Source organism: Bradyrhizobium sp. JHI2711 (assembly GCF_056156565.1).
Window position 1 is genome coordinate 381,090 of record NZ_JBPZPT010000005.1, and the last position, 21,827, is coordinate 402,916.

18 protein-coding genes and 1 tRNA gene are annotated in these 21,827 nt (G+C 65.7%); 5 read left to right on the forward strand and 14 right to left on the reverse strand.

The window, feature by feature from the left end:
- Nucleotides 1–83: 83 nt before the first annotated feature.
- From ACTEK7_RS32510 to ACTEK7_RS32545, 8 genes are all read right to left on the reverse strand, one after another.
- Nucleotides 84–974 (reverse strand): crotonase/enoyl-CoA hydratase family protein, encoded by an 891-nt coding sequence (locus ACTEK7_RS32510; protein WP_036045899.1) that lies wholly within the window; start codon nucleotides 972–974, stop codon nucleotides 84–86.
- A gap of 161 nt (nucleotides 975–1,135) precedes the next feature.
- A complete protein-coding gene (locus ACTEK7_RS32515) occupies nucleotides 1,136–2,554 on the reverse strand; it encodes an amidase (RefSeq protein WP_036015335.1) in 1,419 nt (472 codons plus the stop codon).
- Nucleotides 2,547–3,719 carry a M20 aminoacylase family protein gene (locus ACTEK7_RS32520; protein WP_036015333.1) on the reverse strand — a complete coding sequence of 391 codons (1,173 nt, stop codon included), beginning with the start codon at nucleotides 3,717–3,719 and terminating at the stop codon, nucleotides 2,547–2,549. Before ACTEK7_RS32520 ends, ACTEK7_RS32515 begins: the two co-directional genes overlap by 8 nt.
- Before the next feature lie 14 nt (nucleotides 3,720–3,733).
- Nucleotides 3,734–5,239, reverse strand: a complete 1,506-nt coding sequence (locus ACTEK7_RS32525) for a M81 family metallopeptidase (RefSeq protein ID WP_036045893.1) — start codon at nucleotides 5,237–5,239, stop codon at nucleotides 3,734–3,736.
- A gap of 231 nt (nucleotides 5,240–5,470) precedes the next feature.
- Complete coding sequence (locus tag ACTEK7_RS32530) at nucleotides 5,471–7,120, reverse strand: ABC transporter ATP-binding protein (protein WP_057029706.1); 1,650 nt, start codon at nucleotides 7,118–7,120, stop codon at nucleotides 5,471–5,473.
- A 129-nt stretch (nucleotides 7,121–7,249) separates the two neighbouring features.
- On the reverse strand, nucleotides 7,250–8,137 hold the full coding sequence (locus ACTEK7_RS32535) for an ABC transporter permease (RefSeq protein WP_036029754.1): 888 nt from the start codon (nucleotides 8,135–8,137) through the stop codon (nucleotides 7,250–7,252).
- 18 nt (nucleotides 8,138–8,155) lie between these two features.
- The gene (locus ACTEK7_RS32540; RefSeq protein ID WP_036029753.1) at nucleotides 8,156–9,097 is read right to left on the reverse strand and encodes an ABC transporter permease; all 942 of its coding nucleotides are present in this window, start codon (nucleotides 9,095–9,097) and stop codon (nucleotides 8,156–8,158) included.
- 221 nt (nucleotides 9,098–9,318) lie between these two features.
- Nucleotides 9,319–10,449, reverse strand: coding sequence for a M20/M25/M40 family metallo-hydrolase (locus ACTEK7_RS32545; RefSeq protein WP_036015323.1), 1,131 nt, complete (start codon nucleotides 10,447–10,449; stop codon nucleotides 9,319–9,321).
- A gap of 267 nt (nucleotides 10,450–10,716) precedes the next feature.
- Between ACTEK7_RS32545 and ACTEK7_RS32550 the strand changes: the two genes are divergently transcribed.
- Nucleotides 10,717–12,324, forward strand: coding sequence for an ABC transporter substrate-binding protein (locus ACTEK7_RS32550; RefSeq protein WP_036015319.1), 1,608 nt, complete (start codon nucleotides 10,717–10,719; stop codon nucleotides 12,322–12,324).
- Between the two features lie 381 nt (nucleotides 12,325–12,705).
- Here ACTEK7_RS32550 and ACTEK7_RS32555 read toward each other — a convergent pair whose 3' ends face one another.
- The gene (locus tag ACTEK7_RS32555; RefSeq protein WP_225147523.1) at nucleotides 12,706–13,956 is read right to left on the reverse strand and encodes a multidrug effflux MFS transporter; all 1,251 of its coding nucleotides are present in this window, start codon (nucleotides 13,954–13,956) and stop codon (nucleotides 12,706–12,708) included.
- 326 nt (nucleotides 13,957–14,282) lie between these two features.
- Here ACTEK7_RS32555 and ACTEK7_RS32560 point away from each other — a divergent pair, with 326 nt between their 5' ends.
- Complete coding sequence (locus ACTEK7_RS32560) at nucleotides 14,283–15,593, forward strand: hypothetical protein (RefSeq protein ID WP_225147522.1); 1,311 nt, start codon at nucleotides 14,283–14,285, stop codon at nucleotides 15,591–15,593.
- Between the two features lie 10 nt (nucleotides 15,594–15,603).
- Here ACTEK7_RS32560 and ACTEK7_RS32565 read toward each other — a convergent pair.
- Nucleotides 15,604–15,692 (reverse strand) — tRNA-Leu (locus tag ACTEK7_RS32565).
- 173 nt (nucleotides 15,693–15,865) lie between these two features.
- Between ACTEK7_RS32565 and ACTEK7_RS32570 the strand changes: the two genes are divergently transcribed.
- Complete coding sequence (locus ACTEK7_RS32570) at nucleotides 15,866–16,288, forward strand: twin-arginine translocation pathway signal (RefSeq protein ID WP_225139812.1); 423 nt, start codon at nucleotides 15,866–15,868, stop codon at nucleotides 16,286–16,288.
- Nucleotides 16,289–16,313: 25 nt separating this feature from the next.
- On the opposite strand, the gene ACTEK7_RS32575 is transcribed toward ACTEK7_RS32570, so the two are convergent.
- Together ACTEK7_RS32575 and ACTEK7_RS32580 are read right to left on the reverse strand one after the other, a co-directional pair.
- The gene (locus ACTEK7_RS32575; RefSeq protein ID WP_225147521.1) at nucleotides 16,314–17,516 is read right to left on the reverse strand and encodes an FAD-dependent monooxygenase; all 1,203 of its coding nucleotides are present in this window, start codon (nucleotides 17,514–17,516) and stop codon (nucleotides 16,314–16,316) included.
- Between the two features lie 20 nt (nucleotides 17,517–17,536).
- Nucleotides 17,537–17,782, reverse strand: coding sequence for a zinc-finger domain-containing protein (locus tag ACTEK7_RS32580; protein ID WP_008562814.1), 246 nt, complete (start codon nucleotides 17,780–17,782; stop codon nucleotides 17,537–17,539).
- 308 nt (nucleotides 17,783–18,090) lie between these two features.
- Between ACTEK7_RS32580 and ACTEK7_RS32585 the strand changes: the two genes are divergently transcribed.
- A complete protein-coding gene (locus ACTEK7_RS32585; RefSeq protein ID WP_225124824.1) occupies nucleotides 18,091–19,227 on the forward strand; it encodes a hypothetical protein in 1,137 nt (378 codons plus the stop codon).
- A gap of 117 nt (nucleotides 19,228–19,344) precedes the next feature.
- A complete protein-coding gene (locus tag ACTEK7_RS32590) occupies nucleotides 19,345–20,100 on the forward strand; it encodes an alpha/beta fold hydrolase (protein ID WP_036015305.1) in 756 nt (251 codons plus the stop codon).
- 16 nt (nucleotides 20,101–20,116) lie between these two features.
- On the opposite strand, the gene ACTEK7_RS32595 is transcribed toward ACTEK7_RS32590, so the two are convergent.
- Nucleotides 20,117–20,611, reverse strand: a complete 495-nt coding sequence (locus ACTEK7_RS32595; RefSeq protein WP_474810605.1) for a protein-tyrosine phosphatase family protein — start codon at nucleotides 20,609–20,611, stop codon at nucleotides 20,117–20,119.
- 126 nt (nucleotides 20,612–20,737) lie between these two features.
- Nucleotides 20,738–21,673 carry a LysR family transcriptional regulator gene (locus tag ACTEK7_RS32600; protein WP_225139951.1) on the reverse strand — a complete coding sequence of 312 codons (936 nt, stop codon included), beginning with the start codon at nucleotides 21,671–21,673 and terminating at the stop codon, nucleotides 20,738–20,740.
- Nucleotides 21,674–21,827: the final 154 nt, after the last annotated feature.

Below are 21,827 nucleotides of genomic sequence, written 5' to 3' on the forward strand. Positions count from 1 at the left end.
AGCAGGCCTGTCGACCGACTGTCCATGCGCACTTGGCATGGATCAAACAGCCGAGTTGCGCGTTAAGGCGCGCTACGCGCTCGTCACTTGTACTCGCGCTCCGTCCACCACGGGAAGTAATCCGGCATGTCGGTGGACACCTTGTTCTTGAAGTGCGCGGGACGCTTCTCCAGGAACGACACCACGCCTTCCTTGACGTCGTCCGAGCGGCCGCGGGCGTAGATGCCGCGGCTGTCGACCTTGTGGGCTTCCATTGGATCGTCGGCGCCCATCATGCGCCACATCATCTGGCGGATCAGCGCGACCGACACCGGCGCGGTCTTTGCCGCAAACTCCTTGGCGAGCGCTCGGGCGGTCGGCAGCAGATCATCGGGGGCCACGACCTTGCTGACGAGGCGGCCCGCAAGCGCTTCCTGCGCCGGGAAGACACGGCCCGAATAGCACCATTCCAGCGCCTGCGAGATGCCGACGATGCGCGGCAGGAACCAGCTCGAGGCCGCCTCGGGCACGATGCCGCGCTGGGAGAACACGAAGCCGAACCGCGCAGCCTCCGAGGCGATGCGGATATCCATTGCAAGCTGCATGGTGACGCCGATGCCGACGGCCGGGCCGTTCACCGCCGCGATCACGGGCTTGAGGCATTTGAAGATGCGCAACGTCACCTGGCCGCCGCCGTCACGCACCTGCGGGTCGCTATAGTCGACCTTGCCGTCGGCAAAACGCTTGACCGGCCCGCGCCGCGCGTCGCGATCGAACGTGTCGGCACCGGAGGAGAGATCGGCGCCCGCGCAAAAGCCGCGGCCGGCGCCGGTGACGATGATGGCGCGGACGTTATCATCCTTGTCGGCGGTGTCGAACGCGTCGATCAGTTCGGCTTGCATCTGCGCGTTGAAGGCGTTGAGCTTGTCGGGCCGGTTCAGCGTGATGGTGAGGATCTGATCGGCGACCTCGTACTTGATCGTCTCATACGCCATGGTGGTTTCCTTCCCTGTTTCTTTGTCGCTCTCTCTAGCACGTCATTCCGGGGCGCGCGAAGCGCGGGCCCGGAATCCATTTGTCCACATCAGTAATGCGGATGAGTGGATTCCGGGCTTGCGCCAAGAGGGCGCAACCCGGAATGACGAGCGAGCGTTTGTTACGCCGGCGGCTTCGGCCAGGGCCGCTGCGGGCCGCGCAGGCCTTCAAACGCCTTGGCCATGCCGAGCACGCCGATGTCGTCGAAGCGGCGGCCGACGATCTGCACGCCGATGGGAAAACCCTTGGCGTCGAAGCCGCCGTTGAGGGAGATCGCCGGGTTCTCCGACATATTCCACGGCACGGTATAGGCGATGTGCTCGAACGGCTTCATGGGATCGTTGGTCGGCGACGCCCATTCCGCCGGAAAGTTCACGTTCGGCGCGGTCGGCGAGATCACATAGTCGAGCTCGCAAAAGAGCTTCGCCGCAGCCGCGCGGATCGCCATGGTCTGGTTGAAGCCGCGGATGACGTCGACGCCCGAGAGCTTGGCCCCGGACTCGCCCCACTTGAAGATATAGGGCAGCACCTTGGCCTGCTCGGCCGGCGTCAGCTTGGACAGATCGTCCCACATCCGCGCGCGCCAGAAATTGTCGAGGCCGTCGAGCATCTCGCGCGTGAGGATGCCGTCGACCTCGGTGACGACGCTGCCTGCGGACTCGAATGCCTTCGCGGCCTTCACTGCGACCTCGCGCACCGGCTTCTCCAGCGCCAGGCCGCAGCCGGGATCGAGCATCAACCCGATGCGTAGTTTTCGCGGAGATTTCTCCAGCCCCTTCCAGTTCAGCAGCTCGGCCGGCAGGCTCATGCCGTCGCGCCGGTCGGGCTTTGCGATCGCGCTCATCATCAGCGCGCAATCGTCGACCGTGCGGGTCATCGGGCCGGCGACACGGCCGACATAAGTGGGGTCGATCGGCACGCGGCCAAAACTCGGCTTCAGGCCGACGAGGCCGCACCAGCCGGCGGGCAGGCGAACCGAGCCGCCGATATCGGTGCCGAGATGCAAGGGCCCGTAGCCGGCCGCGGCGGCGGCGCCTGCGCCGGCGCTGGAGCCGCCCGGGTTCTTGCTGAGATCCCACGGGTTGCGCGCGAGCGCATGGAACGAGGAGAGCCCGGAGGACAGCATGCCGTAATCGGGCATGGTGGTCTTGGCGAAGATGATGCTGCCGGCCTCACGCAGCCGCGCAGCGGGCGGCGCGTCCTTCTCGGCCGGCACGAGCTTGACGCTGGCTGCCCCCAGCGGCACCGGCACGCCCTTGGTCGCGATGTTGTCCTTCACCGTCACGGGCACGCCGTCGAGCGGCCCGGAGGGCTCGCCGCCGGTCCAGCGCGCGGTCGAGGCCTTTGCGGCCTCGCGCGCGCCATCGGGGTCGAACGCATAGAGCGCCTTCAGATGCGGTTCCCACGCCGCGACATGCGCGAGCACGTCCTCCAGCACCTCGCTCGGCGAGAACTGCTTGGCACGATAACCCGCGATCAGGTCGACCGCGGACAGATCGTGCAGCGAGGTGACCGCTTCCTCGACGCTCTTTTTATGCATTGCCACCCACCGGCATGCGCGTCTCGACGATGCGGGCGAACATGCTGGCACCGATCGGCAGGATCTTGTCGTCGAGCACGAAGCCGGGATTGTGCACGGGCACCGAGCCGTCATGGCCGACCCAGAAGTAAGCGCCGGGAATCGTCTCCAGCATGTCGGCGAAATCCTCGCTGCCCATCTTCGGCTGGATGCGGGTGATCACGTTGGCGGGATCGACGATGGTGCGCGCGACCTCCTCGACCACCTTGGACTGCTCGACCTGGTTGACCAGAACGCCGAACGTGTCGCGGATGTCGGCTTCGATCGTGCACTGATAGGCGGCGGCGATGCCGGCGCAGATGGTGCGGATGCGCTCGGCGATCAGGGCGCGGACCTCGTTGGAGAAGGTGCGGATGGTGCCGCACAGATGCGCATCGCCCGGAATGACGTTGTAGGCGGAGCCGGCATGGATCTGGGTGATCGAGATCACCGCGGCCTGCAGCGGGTCGACGTTGCGGCTGACGATGGTCTGGATCGCCTGCGCCAGTGTGGTCGCAATGACAACCGCGTCCTTGGAGCGCTCGGGCATCGCGCCATGCGCGCCGTAGCCGGTGATGCGCAGGTCGAAGAAGTCGGCACTGGCCATGGCCGGGCCCGGCAGGATCGCGATCTCGCCATGGTTGAGGTCGGGCGCGTTGTGCAGGCCGTAGAGCTCGTCGCAGGGAAATTTCTCGAACAGCCCGTCCTTGATCATGGCGCGGGCGCCGCCGAGGCCTTCCTCGGCCGGCTGGAAGATCAGATGCACGGTGCCGTCGAAATTCCGGGTCTCGGCGAGATAGCGCGCGGTGCCGAGCAGCATGGTGGTGTGGCCGTCATGGCCGCAGCCGTGGAAGCGGCCGGGGATCTTCGAGCTCCACTTCAGATTGGTGTTCTCTTCCATCGGCAGCGCGTCCATGTCGGCGCGCAGCCCGATGCGCTTGCTGCCGGTGCCCTTGCCCTTGATGACGCCGATCACGCCGGTGCCGCCGAGGCCGCGATGCACTTCGATGCCCCAGCTCTTCAGCTTGTCGGCGACGATGCCGGAGGTGCGCACTTCCTCGAAGCCGATCTCGGGATGGGCGTGGAGGTCGCGCCTGATTGCGGTGAGCTCGTCGGCGTAGCCGTCGATGCGATCGATCGTGGGCATGTGGTCCTGTCCGGTTAGCGTGAGGGAGGCGTGAATACGGGGCCGTTCGGCTTGATGCGGATGCCCGGGCGCAGGCGCGTCCAGGGTAGCGAAGCGGTGTCGGCCGGCATCGCACCGGGCGCGGCACAGATCATCAGCTTCTCGGCGATCGGCTCGAAATCGGCGCGGAAATGCACCGAGCTCTTGTTGACCAGGATTTTCTGTTCGGTCGGCTCGATGCCGACATAGCGGTACATCGCCTGGTCGGCGAGCTGGGCCTTGTGCGAAGAGACGACGATGCGGACATCGCCGATGCGCAAGGCTGCGGACGGGCCCATCTCCATCTCGCGGCCGCCGTAATAGGGACCGGGCGCGATGAAGCGGCCGTCCGAGAGCTGCTCGACCACGAAGGTCTCGCGATAGGGCTCGTCGCCGGGGATGCCGGACTTGCCGCCGAGCGACAGCGTCACGGTGGCGCCGACGCCGGCTGCGTGCGCGGCCTTGGCCGATTCCGGATCGTAGATCGCGCCGGTTGCGGCACTCGCCTTGTTGCGCACCAGCGCGCGCAGCATGCCCGTGGTGTCGGAATCGCCGCCGGCGCCCGGATTGTCCTGGGTGTCGGCGATGATGATCGGCTTGCGCGCGCCCTTGGCAAGTTCCATGGCGTGGCGCACGCCGTCGTCGGGCGTCCAGATCTTGCCGTCGAAATCGTTCTCGTGGCTTTCGATCAGCTTCAGAAGCGCGTCGGCCGCACGATCGGCGTCGTGTTGCGTCTTGCCGTAGGCGAACACGCTGGGGCCGCAGTCGCGGAAATCGGCGGCGGGAAAGCCGGGCGCGAAAGAGAGGGTGGGGACGGCATCGCTCTCCAGCGCGGCGAGTCTTTCGTAGATGCCTTTGGTGGGCTGGTCGTTGGTGCATTGCCAGCTGATCGGGATCAGGAACGGCAATTGCCGGAAGGCCTTTGCGAAGCGCTGCTTCGTCTGCAGCAGCAGCGCGAGATGGCGCGCGCAGGCGCGGCCGGTCTCGGCCATGTCGACATGCGGATAGGTGCGGTAGGCGATCAGCGCGTCGGCATGCTCCATCATCTCGGGCGTGACGTTGGCGTGGAGATCGAGGCTGGTGACCAGCGGAACATCCTTACCGATGACGCGGCGCACGCGCGCCAAGATCTCGCCTTCGCCGTCGTCGAGATGCTCGGTCACCATGGCGCCGTGCAGGTCGAGATAGACGGCGTCGATCGGGCCGGCGGCGGCGATGCCGTCGACCATGACCTTCACGATGCGCTCGAATGCGTCTTCGGTGACATGCGCCGACGGGCTCGCGCCGCAGGCGATGGTCGGAATGAGTTCCCAGCGGTTCGCCTCGGCGCTGTCGACGAAACCGGCGAGCCCGACATTGATGCGGCGCATCACCTTCAACACGTCGGCACCTTCAGTCATCGCCGGCCAGCCGCCGCCATGCTGGAAGTCGGCGAATGTCGCCTTCGTCGGAGCGAAGGTGTTGGTCTCGTGCAGGAAGCCGCCGACGGCAATACGTGTCATTCAGTTCAGTCCCAATTGAAAGTGCGCGACGTTAGCCTTGCCCTTGCGAGGAGGGCAAGGTGAGGAAGCACTCGCGACGTGCATAGGGTCAAGACGATTTGGGAATGCTGCTCCGCCGTCATTCCGGGTCGCGCGTAGCGCGAGCCCGGAATCCATCGTGCGACAGAGTTCGCAGCCTGATGGATTCCGGGCTCATCGCTTCGCGATGCCCCGGAATGACGGCGGAGAGAGTTAAGCCGTGGCCCCCACGCCCTCGGCCACCGGCCTGAAGTTCGCAAAATCCCAACCCCGCCCGGGCGCCGCATCCAGCAGCGCCTTGGTGTAGGCCTCCTTAGGATGCGTCAGCACTTCGGCGGCCGGTCCCTGTTCGACAACGCGGCCGTGCTGCATCACCACGACCTCGTCGCAGATCTGGGCTGCGACGCGGAGGTCGTGGGTGATGAACAGGATGGCGATGCCGAGCCGCTTCTGGATCTCGTCGAGCAGCTCCAGCACCTGCGCCTGCACCGAGACGTCGAGCGCGGAGACCGCTTCATCCGCGACCAGCACGTCCGGATCGAGCGCGAGCGCCCGGGCGATCGCGATGCGCTGGCGCTGGCCGCCGGAGAATTGGTGCGGATAGCGCGACACCGCATCCGGCGGCAGGCCGACCAGCTCGAGCAACTCGCGCGCCCGCTTCATCGCGTCGGCGTGCGCCACGCCGTAATTGACCGGGCCTTCGGCGATGCTCTCGCCGACGGTGACGCGCGGATTGAGCGAACGATAGGGATCCTGGAATACGATCTGGATCTTCTGCCGATGCGGCTGCAACAGGCGGCGCGAGATGTCGGCGATCTCGCGGCCGGCGAGGCGCACGCCGCCGGAAGTCGGATCGATCAGGCGCACGATGCAGCGCGCAACCGTCGACTTGCCCGAGCCGCTTTCGCCGACGATGCCGAGCGTGCGGCCCTTGCGCAGGGTCAACGTGACCTTGTCGGCAGCGACGACCTCGCGGCCTTTGCCGAAGAAGGCGCGCTCCTTGTAGACCTTGCCGAGCTCGTTGGCCTCCAGCACCACGGGCTCGCGGGTTTCCTCGCGCGGCGGGCGCGGCACCAGGCTCGGCACCGAGGAGAGCAGGTTGCGGGTGTATTCCATGGTCGGATTGCGCAGCACGGTCTCGAGCGGACCGGTCTCGACCAGGCGGCCCTGCCGCATCACCGCGACGCGATCGGCAATCTCGGCCACCACGCCCATGTCGTGCGTGATGAACAGCACGGCGGTGCCGTGATCGCGCTGGAGCTCGCGGATCAGGGACAGGATCTGCTTCTGCGTGGTGACGTCGAGCGCGGTGGTCGGCTCGTCGGCAATGAGCAGCTTCGGCTCCAGCACCAGCGCCATCGCGATCATGATGCGCTGGCGCTGGCCGCCGGAGAGACGGTGCGGGTAGGAGGCGAAGATGCGCTCGACCTGGGGCAGGTGGACCTGCTCCATCATGTCGAGAATGCGCTTCCTGCGCGCTTTGGCATCGAGTTTGGTGTGGGCGCGGAGCACCTCGTCGATCTGGCGGCCGACCGGAACCACCGGATTGAGCGCGGTCATCGGCTCCTGGAAGATCATCGCCATCTTGGTCGCGCGCAGCTGGCGCAGGCGGCGGTCGGTGGCGGTGAGCAGCTCCTCGCCGACCAGCTTCACGCTGCCGCCGGTTGGCACCAGGGTGCCCTTCGGCAACAGGCCCATCGTGGTGAGCGAGGTCACCGACTTGCCCGAGCCGCTCTCGCCGACGAGGCACAGCGTCTCGCGCTCGCGCACCTGGATCGAGATGCCGTCGATGATGTTGGCGCCTTTCGGCTGCTTGCCGATGGAGACGACGAGATTGTTGATGTCGAGGATGGTGTCGGTCACGTCAATTCTCTCCGTCATTCCGGGGCGCGACAAAGTCGCGAGCCCGGAATCCATCGGGCCGCAGCACGCGTGGTGAAATGGATTCCGGGCTCGCGCTACGCGCGCCCCGGAATGACAACGCTACTTGTTTCACTTCCCCTCCCGCTGCTTCATGCGCGGATCGAGGGCGTCGCGGGCGGCGTCGCCGATCAGGTTGATGCTGAGGATGGCGATGGAGAGCAGCAGGCCCGGCCAGAAGATCAGCGACGGCTTGATCTGGAAGTACTGGCGGCCCTCGGCCATGATGTTGCCCCAGGTCGGCGTCTCCGGCGAGATGCCGGCGCCGAGGAAGGAGAGGATCGCCTCGGTCAGGATGGCGCTGGCGCAGATATAGGTGCCCTGGACGATCAGCGGCGCGATCGTGTTCGGCATCAGGTGGCGCCACATGATCTTCGGCAGGCTCGAGCCGACCGAGATCGCGGCCTCGACGTAAGGCTCCTCGCGCGCCGACAGCACGACCGAGCGGACCAGGCGTGCAACGCGCGGAATCTCGGGGATCGTGATCGCGATCAGCACGGTCCAGAGGCTGGCGCCGGACAGCGACACCACGGCGATCGCGAGCAGGATGCTCGGCATTGCCATCAGGCCGTCCATGACGCGCATCATCACGGAATCGACCAGCTTGAAGAAGCCGGAGACGAGGCCGATCGCCAGCCCGATGGCGATCGACAGGATCGCCGCACCGATGCCGATCAGAAGCGAGATGCGGCCGCCATAGATCACGCGCGACAACACGTCGCGGCCGTAGGCGTCGGTGCCGAGCAGGAACTGTGCGGAAGATGGCTTGAGCCGCTGCGACGGGGCGAGCTGGATCGGATCATGCGGCGCGATCAGCGGCGCGAGGATCGAGACCACCACGATCAGCGCGAGCAGGCACGTCGCGGTGGCGATGATCGGGGTCGAGGTGAGGAATCCGAATCGCGGCCGCAGCGGCGACGTGATCGGAATGGAGGACTGGGGAAGGGTATCGACCGACATTTTGTTCTTGTCCTTGCCTCAGTACCGGATCCGGGGATCGAGCAGGGTGTAGGCGACGTCGATGAGAAGATTGACGACGACGTAGATCAGCGAGGTCAGCAGGATCATCGCCTGGATCACCGGATAGTCGCGCGCCAGCACCGCATCGACGGTGAGACGCCCGATGCCGGGGATGTTGAACACGCTCTCGGTGACGACGACGCCGGAGATCAAGAGCGCAAAGCCGGTGCCGATCACGGTGATCACGGGCACGGCGGCGTTGCGCAGAGCATGGCGCATCATCACCGCAACCTCGTTGATGCCCTTCGCGCGCGCCGTTCGCACGTAGTCTTCGCCGAGCACGTCGAGCATCGCCGCACGCGTCATGCGCGCGATCAGTGCGACGTAGATGAAGGACAGCGCGCAGGTCGGCAGGATCATGCGCTCGAAGAACGGACCGAAGCCGTTGAAGATGCTACGGAAGCCCTGCACCGGCACCCAGCGCAGCTCGATCGCGAAGACCTGGATGAGGACATAGCCGACCACGAAAACCGGCACCGAGAAGCCGAGCACGGACAGACCCATCACGAAACGGTCGATCCAGGTGCCGTGCTTCCACGCCGCGATCACCCCCAAGGGAACTGCGACGATGACGGCGAGGATGATGGTGCACAGCGCGATCGAGATCGACGGCTCGACGCGCTGGCCGATCATCTTCATCACCGGCAAATTGGAGATCAGCGACGTCCCGAGGTCGCCGTGCAGCAGCTTGTTCACCCAGGTGACGAACTGCACGATCAGCGGCTCGTTGAGGCCGAGCGATTCGCGGATGCGCTCCAGCCGTTCCGGGGTCGCGTTGTCGCCGGCGAGGATCGCGGCGGGATCGCCGGGGGTGAGGCGGAGCAGGAGGAAAACGAACAGCGCGACCACGCCCATCACGGGCACGGCGGCGAGAATTCGGCGAAGGAGATATCCGAGCAAGTTGGATCCGTCAGTTTAGAGTCAAATTGGGCAGGGCTCTTCGGCCAGCCTGCCATCAGCCTAACATTTCAGCAATTCCCGTGCCACGAGGGCCACAGTTTTTGCGCTGCAGCCAATCTTCGTAGGGTGGGCAAAGCGGAGCGTGCCCACCTGCTTTCGGTCGGGAAAACGGTGGGCACGGCGCTTTGCGCCTTTTGCCCACCTACGGGATCGCTTCGCGATCACTCCAGCGTCGCCAGCAGCCCCGCCATCAGCCGTCCTCGCTCAGCGAGACTCTCGACTTCGATATACTCTTCGAGCGTGTGGACATTGCCGCCGCGCACACCGAGGCCGTCGAGCGTGGGGATTCCCATCGCGCCGGTGAAGTTGCCGTCCGAGCCGCCGCCGGAGCTTGCATGCGGTAATTCCATGCCGAGAGATTTGGCAATGCCGCGGGCCTTCTCGTACAGCGCCATGGTGCCGGCATTGGGCTCCCAGACCGGCCGCGTCACGCCGCGCGTGACCTTGAAGCTGACGTCGTTGCTGGTGCCGGACAACGCCAGCATCCGCTCGACGCCGCGGTCGAGATCGGCCTGGCGCTTGGCCATGGAGAGCGCCTCGCCCGTCGCCGTGGTAGCAACGCAATTGACCCATTGGCCGCCATGCACGACGCCGACCGAGAAGGTGCAGTCCTCCGTCGTCATGGCGTCGATCGCGAGGATCTGTCGCGCCATCTCGCGGATCGCCGAGCGTCCCGAGGACAGCGTCGCGCCGGCGTGGCTCGGCCGGCCCGTCGCTTCGAGGTTGAAGCGTGCGATGGCGTAACGTCCGGTGGTGACGCCGTTGTCGGCGCGGCCGGGCTCCGGCACCAGCACGTATTTGTTGCGCGCGGCTTCCGCCTCGATGATGTCGCGCGTGGAGGGCGTGCCGACTTCCTCATCCGGCGTGAACAGCACGGTGATCGGCAATGGGGTCGTGAACGAGGCGCGTGCCAGCTGGCGGATGGCTTCCAGCGAGAGGTAGTTGCCGCCCTTCATGTCGTAGATGCCGGGGCCATAGCACTTGTTGCCCTCGCGCCGCCATTTCAGCTTCTCGATGGTGCCGACCGGGTGGACGGTATCCATGTGCCCGGCGATCAGGATGCCGGGCTCGCCCTGCTTCGGATGGGGGAAACGCGCGCGGATGACCCCGCCGAAGCCCTGGCGGCCGGCGATGCGCTCGATCGTCGCACCCATGATCGCCATATCTCGCGCTGCGATATCGAGCATGCGGTCCACGGCACCGGCATCCCAGGTGGGGCTTTCGCATTCGATCCAGCCGCGCAGGCCTTCGAGCATGGCCTCGGAATCAAAGGGAAGATTGGCAGGATTCATCTCAATGTCTCTCAAGCTTGGAAAGATGGAACGCGCATTGCATTGGCGCGGACGGGACAAGCGGAGGGTGTTGTAGAGCCAAACCGATCTTTGTGGAGCCCGTGCGCGCGCCGCAAGGGCTTGCACCGAAACCGGATTGACGCGCTTCACCCTGTCTGCAAGTCTCGAAAGACGAAGGCATTGCATGAGGTTAGTTCGCCCAACGAACGAACCTCATGCTCAACCAATAACCTGCCTTTGAACAGTTTCACGTCAGGAGAACTTTCTATGTTCCACTTCATGCGCCGGGGGCCTCGCGCGTTCGCCTCCACACTTGCGCTGTCGGTCGTCGCGCTTTCGACCGCGCTGGCCTCGCCGGTGCTCGCGGCCGGCAAGACTCTCACGGCGGTGCTGCATTCGGATTTGCGCATCATCGATCCGATCTTCACCACGGCCTACATCACGCGTGACCACGGCTACATGGTTTACGACACGCTGGTGGCCACCGACTCGAATTTCAAGGTCCAGCCGCAGATGGCGGACTGGAAGGTCTCCGACGACAAGCTCACCTACACGTTCACGCTGCGCGACGGCCTGAAGTGGCATGACGGTGCGCCGGTGACCGCGGAGGACTGCGTCGCTTCGCTGAAGCGCTGGGCTGCGGTCGACGGCATGGGACAGAAGCTCATGGACTTCACCGCCAGCATCGAGGCGACCGACCCCAAGACCATCACGCTGAAGCTGAAGGAGCCCTACGGCCTGGTGCTCGACTCCATCGGCAAGCCGTCCTCGCGCGTCGCCTTCATGATGCCGAAGCGCCTTGCGGAGACGCCGCCGGACAAGCAGATCCCCGAGCAGATCGGCTCTGGTCCGTTCAAGTTCGTGCAGGGCGAATTCCAGCCCGGCGTGAAGGCGGTCTACGTCAAGAACACTGACTACGTGCCGCGCAAGGAGCCGGCGAGCTGGACCTCCGGCGGCAAGGTGGTGAAGGTGGACCGCGTCGAGTGGATCACCATGCCGGACTCGCAGACCGCGGTGAACGCGCTGCAGTCGGGCGACATCGATTTCATGGAGAACCTGCCGTTCGACATGCTGCCGGTGCTGGAAGGCAACAAGGAGCTCACCATCGAGGTCCTGAACAAGTTCGGCTTCCAGACGCTCGGCCGGATGAACTTCCTGCATCCGCCGTTCGACAACGTGAAGGTGCGGCGTGCTGCCTTGCTGGCCCTGAACCAGAAGGACGTGCTCGACGCGCTGGTCGGCAACGCCAAATATCAGAAGATCTGCGGCGCGTTCTTCATTTGCGACACGCCGCTCGCAACCGATGCGGGCTCCGAGACCCTGGTCAAGGGGAACGGCATGGCGCAAGCCAAGAAGGCGCTCGCCGAGTCCGGCTATGACGGCACGCCGATCGTCATCATGGCCCCTGGCGACGTCACGACGCTGAAGGCGCAGCCGATCGTTTCGGCCCAGCTGCTGCGCGAGGCCGGCTTCAAGGTCGACCTTCAGGCGACCGACTGGCAGACGGTGGTGAGCCGCCGCGCCAGCCAGAAGCCGCCGAAGGAAGGTGGCTGGAACATGTTCTTCACCAACTGGGTCGCGGCCGACGTGTCCAACCCGATCGCCAATCTCTCGATCGGCGGCCAGGGCAAGAAGGGCTGGTTCGGCTGGGCGGAGGACGCCAAGATCGAGCAGCTCAAGGACGCTTTCGTCCGCGCGGCCTCGGTCGACGATCAGAAGAAGATCGCCGCCGATATCCAGAAGCAGGCCTATGAGCAGGTGATCTACATTCCGCTGGGGCAGTATCTCATCCCGAGCGGCTGGCGCAAATCGCTGACGGGCGTGCTCGACGGCCCCGCGACGCCGGTGTTCTGGAACATCGACAAGAAGGAATAAAGCATGATCCGGAAAAGTGCGAAGCGGTTTTCCGGAAAGATCATGCGCAAACAACAACCTAAAGCGCGATGACGATCATCCGAATCTCATCGCGCTTTACGCGCCGCGCGCCTTGCAGGTAAATACGAACGGCGCCGCAGTTTCCTGCGGCGCCGTTTTCTATGAGGCGGTCTGTGATCGCGCTCGTCTAGCAGTGGCTGTCGCGCAGCTGCTCGAGCCCTTCACTCACGAATGCCAAGCTCGAGTCCATTCGTTCATCGGAACGAGGCTGCGAAATCGGCTGTTCGATCTCGGACGCGGGCTGATCCGATCTGGTCTCTTGTTCCATCTCGCCAATCCTCTGAATTGCTGCAGTACAACATCGCGAGGGGCGGGAAGTTCCTAGCTGATCGGGCGATGATGCGGCCTGAACAGCCGCCCTTTCTCCACCACCAGCACGATCGCGAGCGCGGCGAGGGTGGATAGGAAAAAGCCGATCGAGAACGGCAGCAGCGTGCCGTCGAAGCTCTGCCCGATTGCCATGCCGACCACGATCCCGATCAGCGTGGTGATCGAGCCGTACAGCGAGGAGGCGGTGCCGGCGATGTGGCCCTGCGGTTCCATCGCCAGCGCGGTGAAGTTGGCGACCATCATGCCGAACGAGAACATCATCAGGGCCGAGAGCACCATGAACAAGGCGAGCGGCAGCACGCCGAGGCTTTCCGTCAGCAGCATCACGCCGGCCACGGCCGTGTAGAGCGTCAGCGCGCCGTGTGAGATCACGCGCATGCCGAGCCGTCCGACCAGCCTCGCATTGAGGAAGCCGGCGATGGCTGTGCCGGCGGCAATCGCGGCGAAAGCCAGCGGGAAATATTGGCCGAGATGATAGATGCCGGTGAAGACCTGCTGGGCGCAGAAGACATAGGCGAACAGCGCGCCGATGACGCTGCCGGCGGCGGTGGCATAGCCGACGGTCTGGCGATGGGTCAGGGTCTGCCGGAATGCCGAGAGCACGTCGGAGGGCGCCAGCGACCTGCGCTTCGACTCGGGAAGCGTCTCGGGCAGCCGCAGCACGCACCATGCGAGCGCGAGCAGGCCGTAGAGCATCAGCACGACGAAGATGCCGCGCCACGCCGTCACCAGCAGCACCGCCTGTCCGAACGAGGGCGCGACCACGGGCACCGCGATGAAGATCATCATGGCGAGCGACATCACGCTCGCCATGCGGCGGCCGACATAGCAATCGCGCACGATCGAGGTCGCGATCACGCGCGTCGCCGCGGTGCCGAGCCCCTGGAGCGCACGCGCCAGCAGCAGCGTCTCGAACGAGGGGGCAATGACCGCCAGCACGCTCGCCACCGCATAGACCGCCATGCCGCCGAGCAGCACCGGTCGGCGCCCAAAACGGTCCGACAGGGGACCCATGACGAACTGACCGGCGCCGAAGCCGATCAGGAAGGTCGACAGCACCAATTGCAGATGGTTCTCGACGGGAATCTTGAAGGCGGCGCCGATATTGGGCAGCGCCGGCAGCATCATGTCCATCGCGAGCGGATTCAGCGCCATGATGGACGCGATCACGATGACGAACTCCGGAAAACCTATTGGGCGGTGTCCCGAGGACACCCAACCGTCGGCATTGACGTCGGACAAGAAGCTTACCCCTGCAATCAAGCGAGTTATCTAGCCCCGATGCTGCGTTGCACAACCCATGTTTCGGGATGGCTGGCAGGCGGAGCAGGAGCGGTCAAAAACGGGTGAGGGCCCGTCGCCGGCCTGATGGGCCATCCGGGATCTCGTCGCCGCGCACATCGAAGCGTTTTCCAAGCCGCGTCGCCGGAGGGCTGGGCCTGCAACCAGGGATTCACCATAAGATCGGGCGCGGCACGCCGGGAAGATGAATCGGCAACCCGTCCTGTCCATTGTGGCTGGAGCGGCTGCCGCAACGGCGCCGCGAGAAGCCAAACAGGGTATCGCCCGTGTCCGACATATCAGGTGCAGCACGATGGTTGGCGCCTGCGGCCAAGGCTGCCAGGCGCAACGTCTGGCTTGCCGGCGTGGTCACGCTGACCGCGCTGCTGGTGCTCGGTAATCTCGCCAACGATGCCTCGCTCGACCTGCCGTATGGCTGGGACGTCCGGGTCAATTGCGCGGCGGTCGATGCGCATGCCGACAGGCTCGATCCCTACTTCGTCAAGAACCTGAAGGGCACCACCTATTCTTATCCCTATCTGCCGGTGACGCTGGACGTCTTCCGTCCCCTCTGCGCGGGCGGCGTTCTGCTCGATCATTACCGAAGCATCTTTCTCGTCCTCGCCGTGCTCTGCGCGCTGCTTCTGCCCGGCCTTGGCCGGACGCGTGCCAGCGCGCGCGATGCTGGCTTGAAGGTGCTCTGCGCGCTCGGCGCGTTCGTCGGTTTCGAATTCGTGGTGGCGTCGGGGAATTTTGCGCTGCTGAGCGGAGTGCTGACCGCGATCGCGCTGAAGCTCCTGCTACGCCCGCTCGCATCCGAACAGAATTCGAACTTTTCCTGGCGCATCGCCGGCGCTGCGCTGCTCGGCCTCGTGACCTCGTTCAAGCTGGTGTTCGTCCCGGTGCTGGCGGCGCTCTATTTCCTGCCGCTGCCGCGTGGCCGCAAGCTGGCCTTGATCGCGGTGGCCGCGTTCGCCTTCGCGTTGCCGCTCGCGCTGTCGCGGTTACTCTATCCAGATCTGTTCGCGAGCTGGCTGCTCGCGATCGCAGGACAAATTCCCGGCCAGCATGCCGTCGGTCTCGTGGAGACCAATCCGTCGCTGTTGCTGCTGGCGCGCGACCTCATGGCCCAGGCCGGCTTCGGTGACGGCAAGCCGGCGATGTTGGCGGCCTACGCGTTCGCGGCACTCGCGCTCGTGCTCGTGCCGTTCGCGCTGTCCGTCCTGCGCGCGGCCGCGAGCGGATCGGTGCGGGCAGGGGCATCGCTGCTGACGCAGCTCGATCGCTGGCTGATGGATCACCCGAGCACGGGCATGCGCATCACGGTGCTTGCCATGTTCGCGCTCTATCTCAGCTCGCCGCGTCTGAAGGAATATGCCTTCTTCGAGCTCGCGCTTCTTGCCGCGATCCTCATCGTCGATCTTCCGTCCCTGGCGCTCGCCGCCATCCTCGGCATCGGCCTCGCCTTCCCGGCACTGGTCTCGCTTCTGGGCGCGCCGATCGAGGGCACCTTCATCCTCCTCGTCATCGCGCTGATCTGCTTCTGGATCGTGCTGCTCGATTTCCGCGCAGAGCCCGAGCGCCTCGAGCAAGGGTGATACAAGCTAGTGGTGCGGGCAGCCGGGGTCGAACCGGCACAGCGCTTGCGCACCGAGGGATTTTAAGTCCCTTGCGTCTACCAATTCCGCCATGCCCGCTTGATCCAACGAGATCAAACACTTAAGTCCGTTCCGGCGATCTGGAATTGGCGGCGTTTCGCGCCGGAGGGACGGTTCTTCCTTAAGCGAGCCGGGGGCACAAGGCAAAGCCTCAATCCGGACATCTGTTGCTGCTTTAGGCATTCTCAATCCACGGGGGCTATTCATCCGGCATGGCTGCTTCGTTTTCCTTTTGGCTGCGCGGCTTTGGCGCGCTGTTCGCGCTGCTTGCGGCTGGCCTCGCGCTGTCCGGCTGCGCCGGCGTGAGCGAGACGATCGCACCGGCCTTTGCCGATCCCGCCAAATACGAATTGTACGATTGCAAGCAGCTCGAGACCGAGCGCAAGGACCTCGCCAAGCGCACCGCCGATCTGCAGAGGCTGATGGAGAAGGCCGAGACCGGGGCCGGCGGCGCCGTCGTGTCCGAACTCGCTTATCGCAACGATTATATCGCCGTGCGCGGGCAGGTCCAATTGGCCGAGGATGCCTGGCGCCGCAACAGATGCCGGGAGACGCCGCCCGAGGCGCCGCCGCCTCCGGCATCGCCCGCGGCCAGCGCCAAATCCGCGTCGAAATCCGGCAAAGCGGCCCACTGAGGCATGCTGCCGGCGGCGCGCCGCATCAGGGCCGCCAGCCGTAGATCCAGTCCTGTCGCGCCAGCATGCGCTCTGGGCCGAGCGCGCGGATCGCAAGATCGCGTGCGAGCGCGAGCGGCCCATTGAGATGATAGATGCGGCCCTGCTGCCGCGCGGTCCGCTGTACCCGCCGCACCCGCGCCTGGCGGGCACGGCCGTATTGCGTCAGCGCGGCGGCAACCGCTTTGCTGCTCTCGGCGGCCTCCAGGCTCAAATGCCGGGCGAGCACGGCGGCATCCTCGATCGCCATGCCGGCCCCTTGGGCTGCGAACGGCAGCATCGCGTGCACGGCATCGCCGAGCAGCGCCACCGAACCTTTGCTCCAGGGGCAGCCGTCCGGCACGCCAAACAGCGCCCATTTGCGCCAGCTGTCGACCGCCGCGAGCAGCATCCGCGCCGCTGGCGGCCAGCGTGGGCCGGCAAAGGCGTCCATCACCTCGCTGATATCGCCGGGCGTGCTCCAGCCCGGCCGGTTCCAGGTGCCCGGCAGCACCGCGACCACGTTGATCTGGCGCCCGCCCGCAATGGGATAGGCGACCAGATGGGCGTTCGGCCCCATCCAGAGCTGCACCCGGCGCGCGGTATAGTCCTTCGGCAATTGCGTGGCATCGAGCGTGCCGCGCCAGGCGATCAGGCCGGAAAAGCGCGGCTGCACCTCGGGAAACAGATGCTGGCGCACCGTGGACCAGATGCCGTCGGCGCCGATCAGCGCGCTGGCGAGATCGCTGCGGCGGATCGTGCCGCTGCGATGGACCACGGTCAGGCCCTTGGCGTGAGGGGCGACGTCCTCGAAGGTCGCGCCCAGCTTCAGGTCGATGTCGGGATGGTCGGCGACGGCGCCGGCGAGGGCCGCTTGCAGGTCGGCACGGTGCACCACCCAATAGGGCGCTCCGGCGCGAAGCGAGGCGGCTTCGCCGAGCGGCATGCGCAGCAGCTCGCCGCCGGCGCGCGCGCTCATGATCGAGAGCGCTTCCGGGGTGACGGCGCGCAGCTTGAGGCGTTCGGTGAGGCCGAGCTCGACCAGCACGCGGCTGGCATTGGGCGAGAGCTGCAGGCCGGCGCCGACCTCCTCGAGGCGTTCGGCCTTCTCCAGCACGACGATGCGGAAGCCGCGGGCGGCGAGCGCGAGCGCGGCCGTCAGGCCACCGATGCCGGCACCGGCGACGACGATCGTTCGGGAGAGCGCCACCCCTTAACCGATGGACGCGGTCAGGCCACCTTGTCCTTCAGCACACATTCCGGCGGGCGGGCTTCGCCGGGCTTCAGGTCGGCCGCGAAGCGGTACAGCGTCGAGCAATAGGGGCAGATGATCTCGTTGTCGTTGCCGAGGTCGAGGAAGACGTGCGGATGGTCGAACGGAGGATTGGCGCCCACGCACATGAACTCTTGCGAGCCGATCTCGATGACGGGGACACCGGCATCGTTATGGAAGTGCGGGACGACATGGTCGGACATCGAAGTTCATCCTGGAGTGGCAATGGCGGCAGATACAATCACGAACTTACGCGGCATCTTTGAGGCGCTGCGGACCATACTGGCGGGTACAGGTGATTGCTAGTCCAGCGCAACCGAAAAGCTTCGCAAGCGCCCCATGCTCATTTGCTCATGCAAATTCGACACAATCTTGCGGCCTGAGAGAAGCCCTTCTTTCGTCGGGGACGTTGTGTCGCAATTTTGGCATACTATCTCTGTGGTTGCGTGAAACCGGGACGAAAGACGTAGTGTTCCGCGCAAGCGATCTCAGGGCATCCGGGCTTTTCCACATGAAGTGGCTGCGAATCAGTACGGCGTTGGCGGGAATGGCCGTGTGCGGCTTCGTGCTCGCGCAGGTGGCGCCGCATGCCCGCGAGGCCGGCGCGATCCTGGCTGCCCAGGACGATCCGGTCGCGCTCTCCGAGCTGAAGCTCGATGCACTGCTCCGGCACAACGACCGCCTGGTTCAGGACAATATCGAGGCCGCGCTCGCGGCCGGCGATGCCGATCTCGCCGACAGTTTCGTCACGCTGGCGCGCGAGCGCAACATCGCGCTTCCCGACGACCTCTTGAGCCGCGTCGCTGATGCCGTGAAAGCGGAGAATTCCACCGCGCATTTCGCCAAGCGCTTCGCCACGGGTCTCGTCACCGGCAACGCGGACGATGTCGCCAGCTTGTCCGGGACCGTGGCCGGCGATCTCTTCGTGTTCGGCGACATCAGAGACGTGGTGCGCGAAGGCAAGCACCTCGCCATGGGCGAGGACACCGACCGCCTCGTGCTCTCCCTTGCGGCGGCCGGCCTTGCGGTGACGGCGGCAACCTACATCTCCGTCGGCGGTGCCGCGCCGGTGCGCGCAGGACTGACGCTGGTGAAGGATGCGCGCAAGCTCGGACGGCTCGGCGAGGGGCTCGCCGCATGGGCCGGCCGGTCCGCGCGCGAGGTCGTCGACGCGCCGATGCTGCGGAACGCGGTGGCATCGGGCTCGGTGCTGCGCCCAGGCCAGACCGTGAGCGCGATCAAGGCCGCGTTCCGGGCCGAGAAGGCCGGTGCGCTGGTCCGGCTCGGCAAGGACGTCACGCGCGTCGCCGGAAAGACCGGCACGCGCGGGGCCATGGATACGCTCCGCATCGCCGAGGGCCCCAAGGACGTCGCGCGCGCCGTGCGGCTTGCGGAAGCGCAAGGCGGCAAGACGCGCGCGATCATCAAGCTGCTCGGCCGCGGCGCGCTGCTGCTCGTCGGCGGCGCGTTCGATCTGGCGATGTGGCTGTTTGGCGCGGTCGTGACGCTGTTCGGCCTGCTCTCCTCCATCAAGGCGACGACCGAGCGCCTGACCCAGGCCTGGTGCGATCGCAGGCGGGCGCGGCGGCTGCGCCGCGCGCAGATGGCGGCCGACGCTGCTTTGGCTAACGCGGCCGCGACGGCCTGAGGCGCGATCCGCTTCGGGCTATTGTTTGAGCATGATGTTGCCGGAAAACCGCTGCACACTTTGCCGGATCGTGCTCTAAGATCGAGCTGTCCCCCACAAGATCCCACGGAACTGCTGATGCCGAGCTTTCATAACGGCGCCGTTGAAATTGCCTATCTCGACGAAGGCGAGGGCGATCCGATCATCCTGGTGCACGGCTTTGCCTCCAGCAAGAACGTGAACTGGGTCTATCCGACCTGGGTGTCGGAGCTGCGCAAGAACGGACGCCGCGTCATCGCGCTCGACAATCGCGGCCATGGCGAGAGCGCAAAGCTCTACGAACCCGCGCAATATTCTATACCCGTAATGGCCGGCGACGTGCTCGCACTGATGGATCACCTCGCCATCCCGCAGGCCGACATCATGGGCTATTCGATGGGCGGGCGGATGACGGCCTGGCTCTCTCTCAACGAGCCGCAGCGCCTGCGCTCGGCGATCCTCGGCGGCATCGGCATCGGCGGCCTGATCGAGGGCAGCGGTCCCGGCGAGAACGTCGCCAAGGCGCTGGAGGCGCCCGCGCTGGACGACGTCACCGATCCCGTCGGCCGCACGTTTCGCGCGTTCGCCGACCAGACCCGCTCCGACCGCCGTGCACTCGCCGCGTGCCTGCGCGGCACGCGCGATCTCATGACGAGGCAAGAGGCCGCGCGCATCGAGGTGCCGGTGCTGATCGCGGTCGGCAGCGCCGACGATGTCGCAGGAAGCGCCAGCGCGCTCGGCGCGATCATACCGGGTTCCGAAGTGCTCGATATTCCCAATCGCGACCACATGCGTGCAGTCGGCGACAAGGTTTACAAGACCGGCGTGCTCGACTTCCTGTCACGCCGCGGCTGAGGCGACATTGCATGGCCTATCGGGTACGTGGCGCATCGCCGCGCTCCGCCTGGCCAAAGGTCATCACCCAATCGCGCTGCTCATCCGTGTCCGGCACGATCAAGCCCCGCGAAGCTCCAATCAGCTCAAGAGCTTCCTTCGCTTGGATTCCGGAACAGATCAGTGCGCAAGCTGCAATTACCGAAGATCGGCCGATCCCCGCGCGACAATGGATCGCCATAGAACGACCATCTCGCAAGCCGCTGGCTAATAAGCGAGCGATCTGCGATGCCTCCGGTCGCGATTCTGGCAATCTCCGATCCGGAATCGGAAAAGAGATGAAGTCGATTCCGTTAGAACGACAAACCTCGTCTTCACGCTGTAACCCAAGCTCTGAAACCTCCTCGCGCTCGAGAAGGCTCACTACCAGATCGACTCGGGCGTCCTTCCACTCAATGACTTCCATCTCCAACCACTCGTCGGCGCGAGGACGCGCCATAATCGCTATTCGTCCAGCCGCTTGAATCTCGATCCAATGTAATCGGACATCTCAAACCCTTGGTTGATGCAAGACGGGATCGCATAATCCACACCTCACCGGCAGCCGCCGCCTGGAGCTCATTTTCCTGGCGACCGAATGTCGGTGACGACTGCTGCTTCACACCACCTTGTCGCTGAACGCGGTGGGAAGCGTGTTGAGGAACGACATGACGCGCTGTGTGCGCAGGGGCGGGCGGCGGCCCGAGGTGCGCAGCATCCAAAGGGGTTCCCCAGGCGCGCGCCAGGGCGCCAGCACTTCGACCAGCCGGCCGGCGCGAAGGTCTTCGCCAACCAGCCACGCCGGCCCCCAGCCGACACCGAACCCATTCACGATCAAAGCGAGCGAAGCATGCGCGTCGTCGCAAATATGCTTGGGCTTGGGGGTGATGCGAATGGGTCCTTTGCCGCGCGGGTCGGCGAAGCGCCAGGTCAGGATCTGACCGCTCGCGGGATTGCGGAAGCCGACGTGCTCGTGCGCGGAAAGCTCAAAGGGAGTGGCCGGCGCGCCGCGCGCTTTCAGATAGGCAGGCGAGGCGCAAGCGATCCAGGAGAAGGTGCAAAGCCGCCGTGCCTGATGACCGGGCGCGCGATCGAGCGGCCCTGTGCGGATCGCGATGTCGACGCCTTCCGCCGCGAGATCGAGAATCTCGTTGCGGAATTTGACCTCGATCTCGATTTCCGGCCGTTCCCGCAGGAACGCGGGCAGTCGCGGCAGGATGCAGGCGCGCGCGAACGAGGCGGGGGCGGTCACGCGCACCCGTCCGCCATCGTCGCGCGCGACTTCGCCGAGCGCGGATTGGACACGGGCGAGGCTTTCGGCCAACGCGCGTCCCGCCGACATCAGCCGGTCGCCCTCTGCGGTCAGCGCCAACGAATGGGTGGAGCGATGCAAAAGTCGCAATCCGTGAGCCTGTTCGAACCGGGCGACCGCCTTGGACATCGCCGATGTGGTCGTCCCCGCCCGCCGCGCGGCTTCGGCGAAGGAGCCTGCCTCGACGACGCGGACGAAGGCGAGGAGGCGCGAAAGGTCGGGAGGCAAAGTCGTTGTGGACATGAAGTCCACATAGCCATGGCCAGACGGTCACTACAAGACCCATTCGAGAACGGCTAATCGGGGAGTATCAGCACGCATTCTGCGGCGCTGGAAACGCGGGACGTCCGATGAACCCTATCGAAATTACGCTGCAAGCCCTCGACGCCGCCGAGCG

Bases quoted from the DNA above. Each gene is read 5' to 3' on its own strand.
- ACTEK7_RS32510 (WP_036045899.1), bottom strand. From the start codon at position 974: ATGGCGTATGAGACGATCAAGTACGAGGTCGCCGATCAGATCCTCACC.
- ACTEK7_RS32515 (WP_036015335.1), bottom strand. From the start codon at position 2,554: ATGCATAAAAAGAGCGTCGAGGAAGCGGTCACCTCGCTGCACGATCTG.
- ACTEK7_RS32520 (WP_036015333.1), bottom strand. From the start codon at position 3,719: ATGCCCACGATCGATCGCATCGACGGCTACGCCGACGAGCTCACCGCA.
- ACTEK7_RS32525 (WP_036045893.1), bottom strand. From the start codon at position 5,239: ATGACACGTATTGCCGTCGGCGGCTTCCTGCACGAGACCAACACCTTC.
- ACTEK7_RS32535 (WP_036029754.1), bottom strand. From the start codon at position 8,137: ATGTCGGTCGATACCCTTCCCCAGTCCTCCATTCCGATCACGTCGCCG.
- ACTEK7_RS32545 (WP_036015323.1), bottom strand. From the start codon at position 10,449: ATGAATCCTGCCAATCTTCCCTTTGATTCCGAGGCCATGCTCGAAGGC.
- ACTEK7_RS32550 (WP_036015319.1), top strand. From the start codon at position 10,717: ATGTTCCACTTCATGCGCCGGGGGCCTCGCGCGTTCGCCTCCACACTT.
- ACTEK7_RS32570 (WP_225139812.1), top strand. From the start codon at position 15,866: ATGGCTGCTTCGTTTTCCTTTTGGCTGCGCGGCTTTGGCGCGCTGTTC.
- ACTEK7_RS32580 (WP_008562814.1), bottom strand. From the start codon at position 17,782: ATGTCCGACCATGTCGTCCCGCACTTCCATAACGATGCCGGTGTCCCC.
- ACTEK7_RS32585 (WP_225124824.1), top strand. From the start codon at position 18,091: ATGAAGTGGCTGCGAATCAGTACGGCGTTGGCGGGAATGGCCGTGTGC.
- ACTEK7_RS32590 (WP_036015305.1), top strand. From the start codon at position 19,345: ATGCCGAGCTTTCATAACGGCGCCGTTGAAATTGCCTATCTCGACGAA.
- ACTEK7_RS32600 (WP_225139951.1), bottom strand. From the start codon at position 21,673: ATGTCCACAACGACTTTGCCTCCCGACCTTTCGCGCCTCCTCGCCTTC.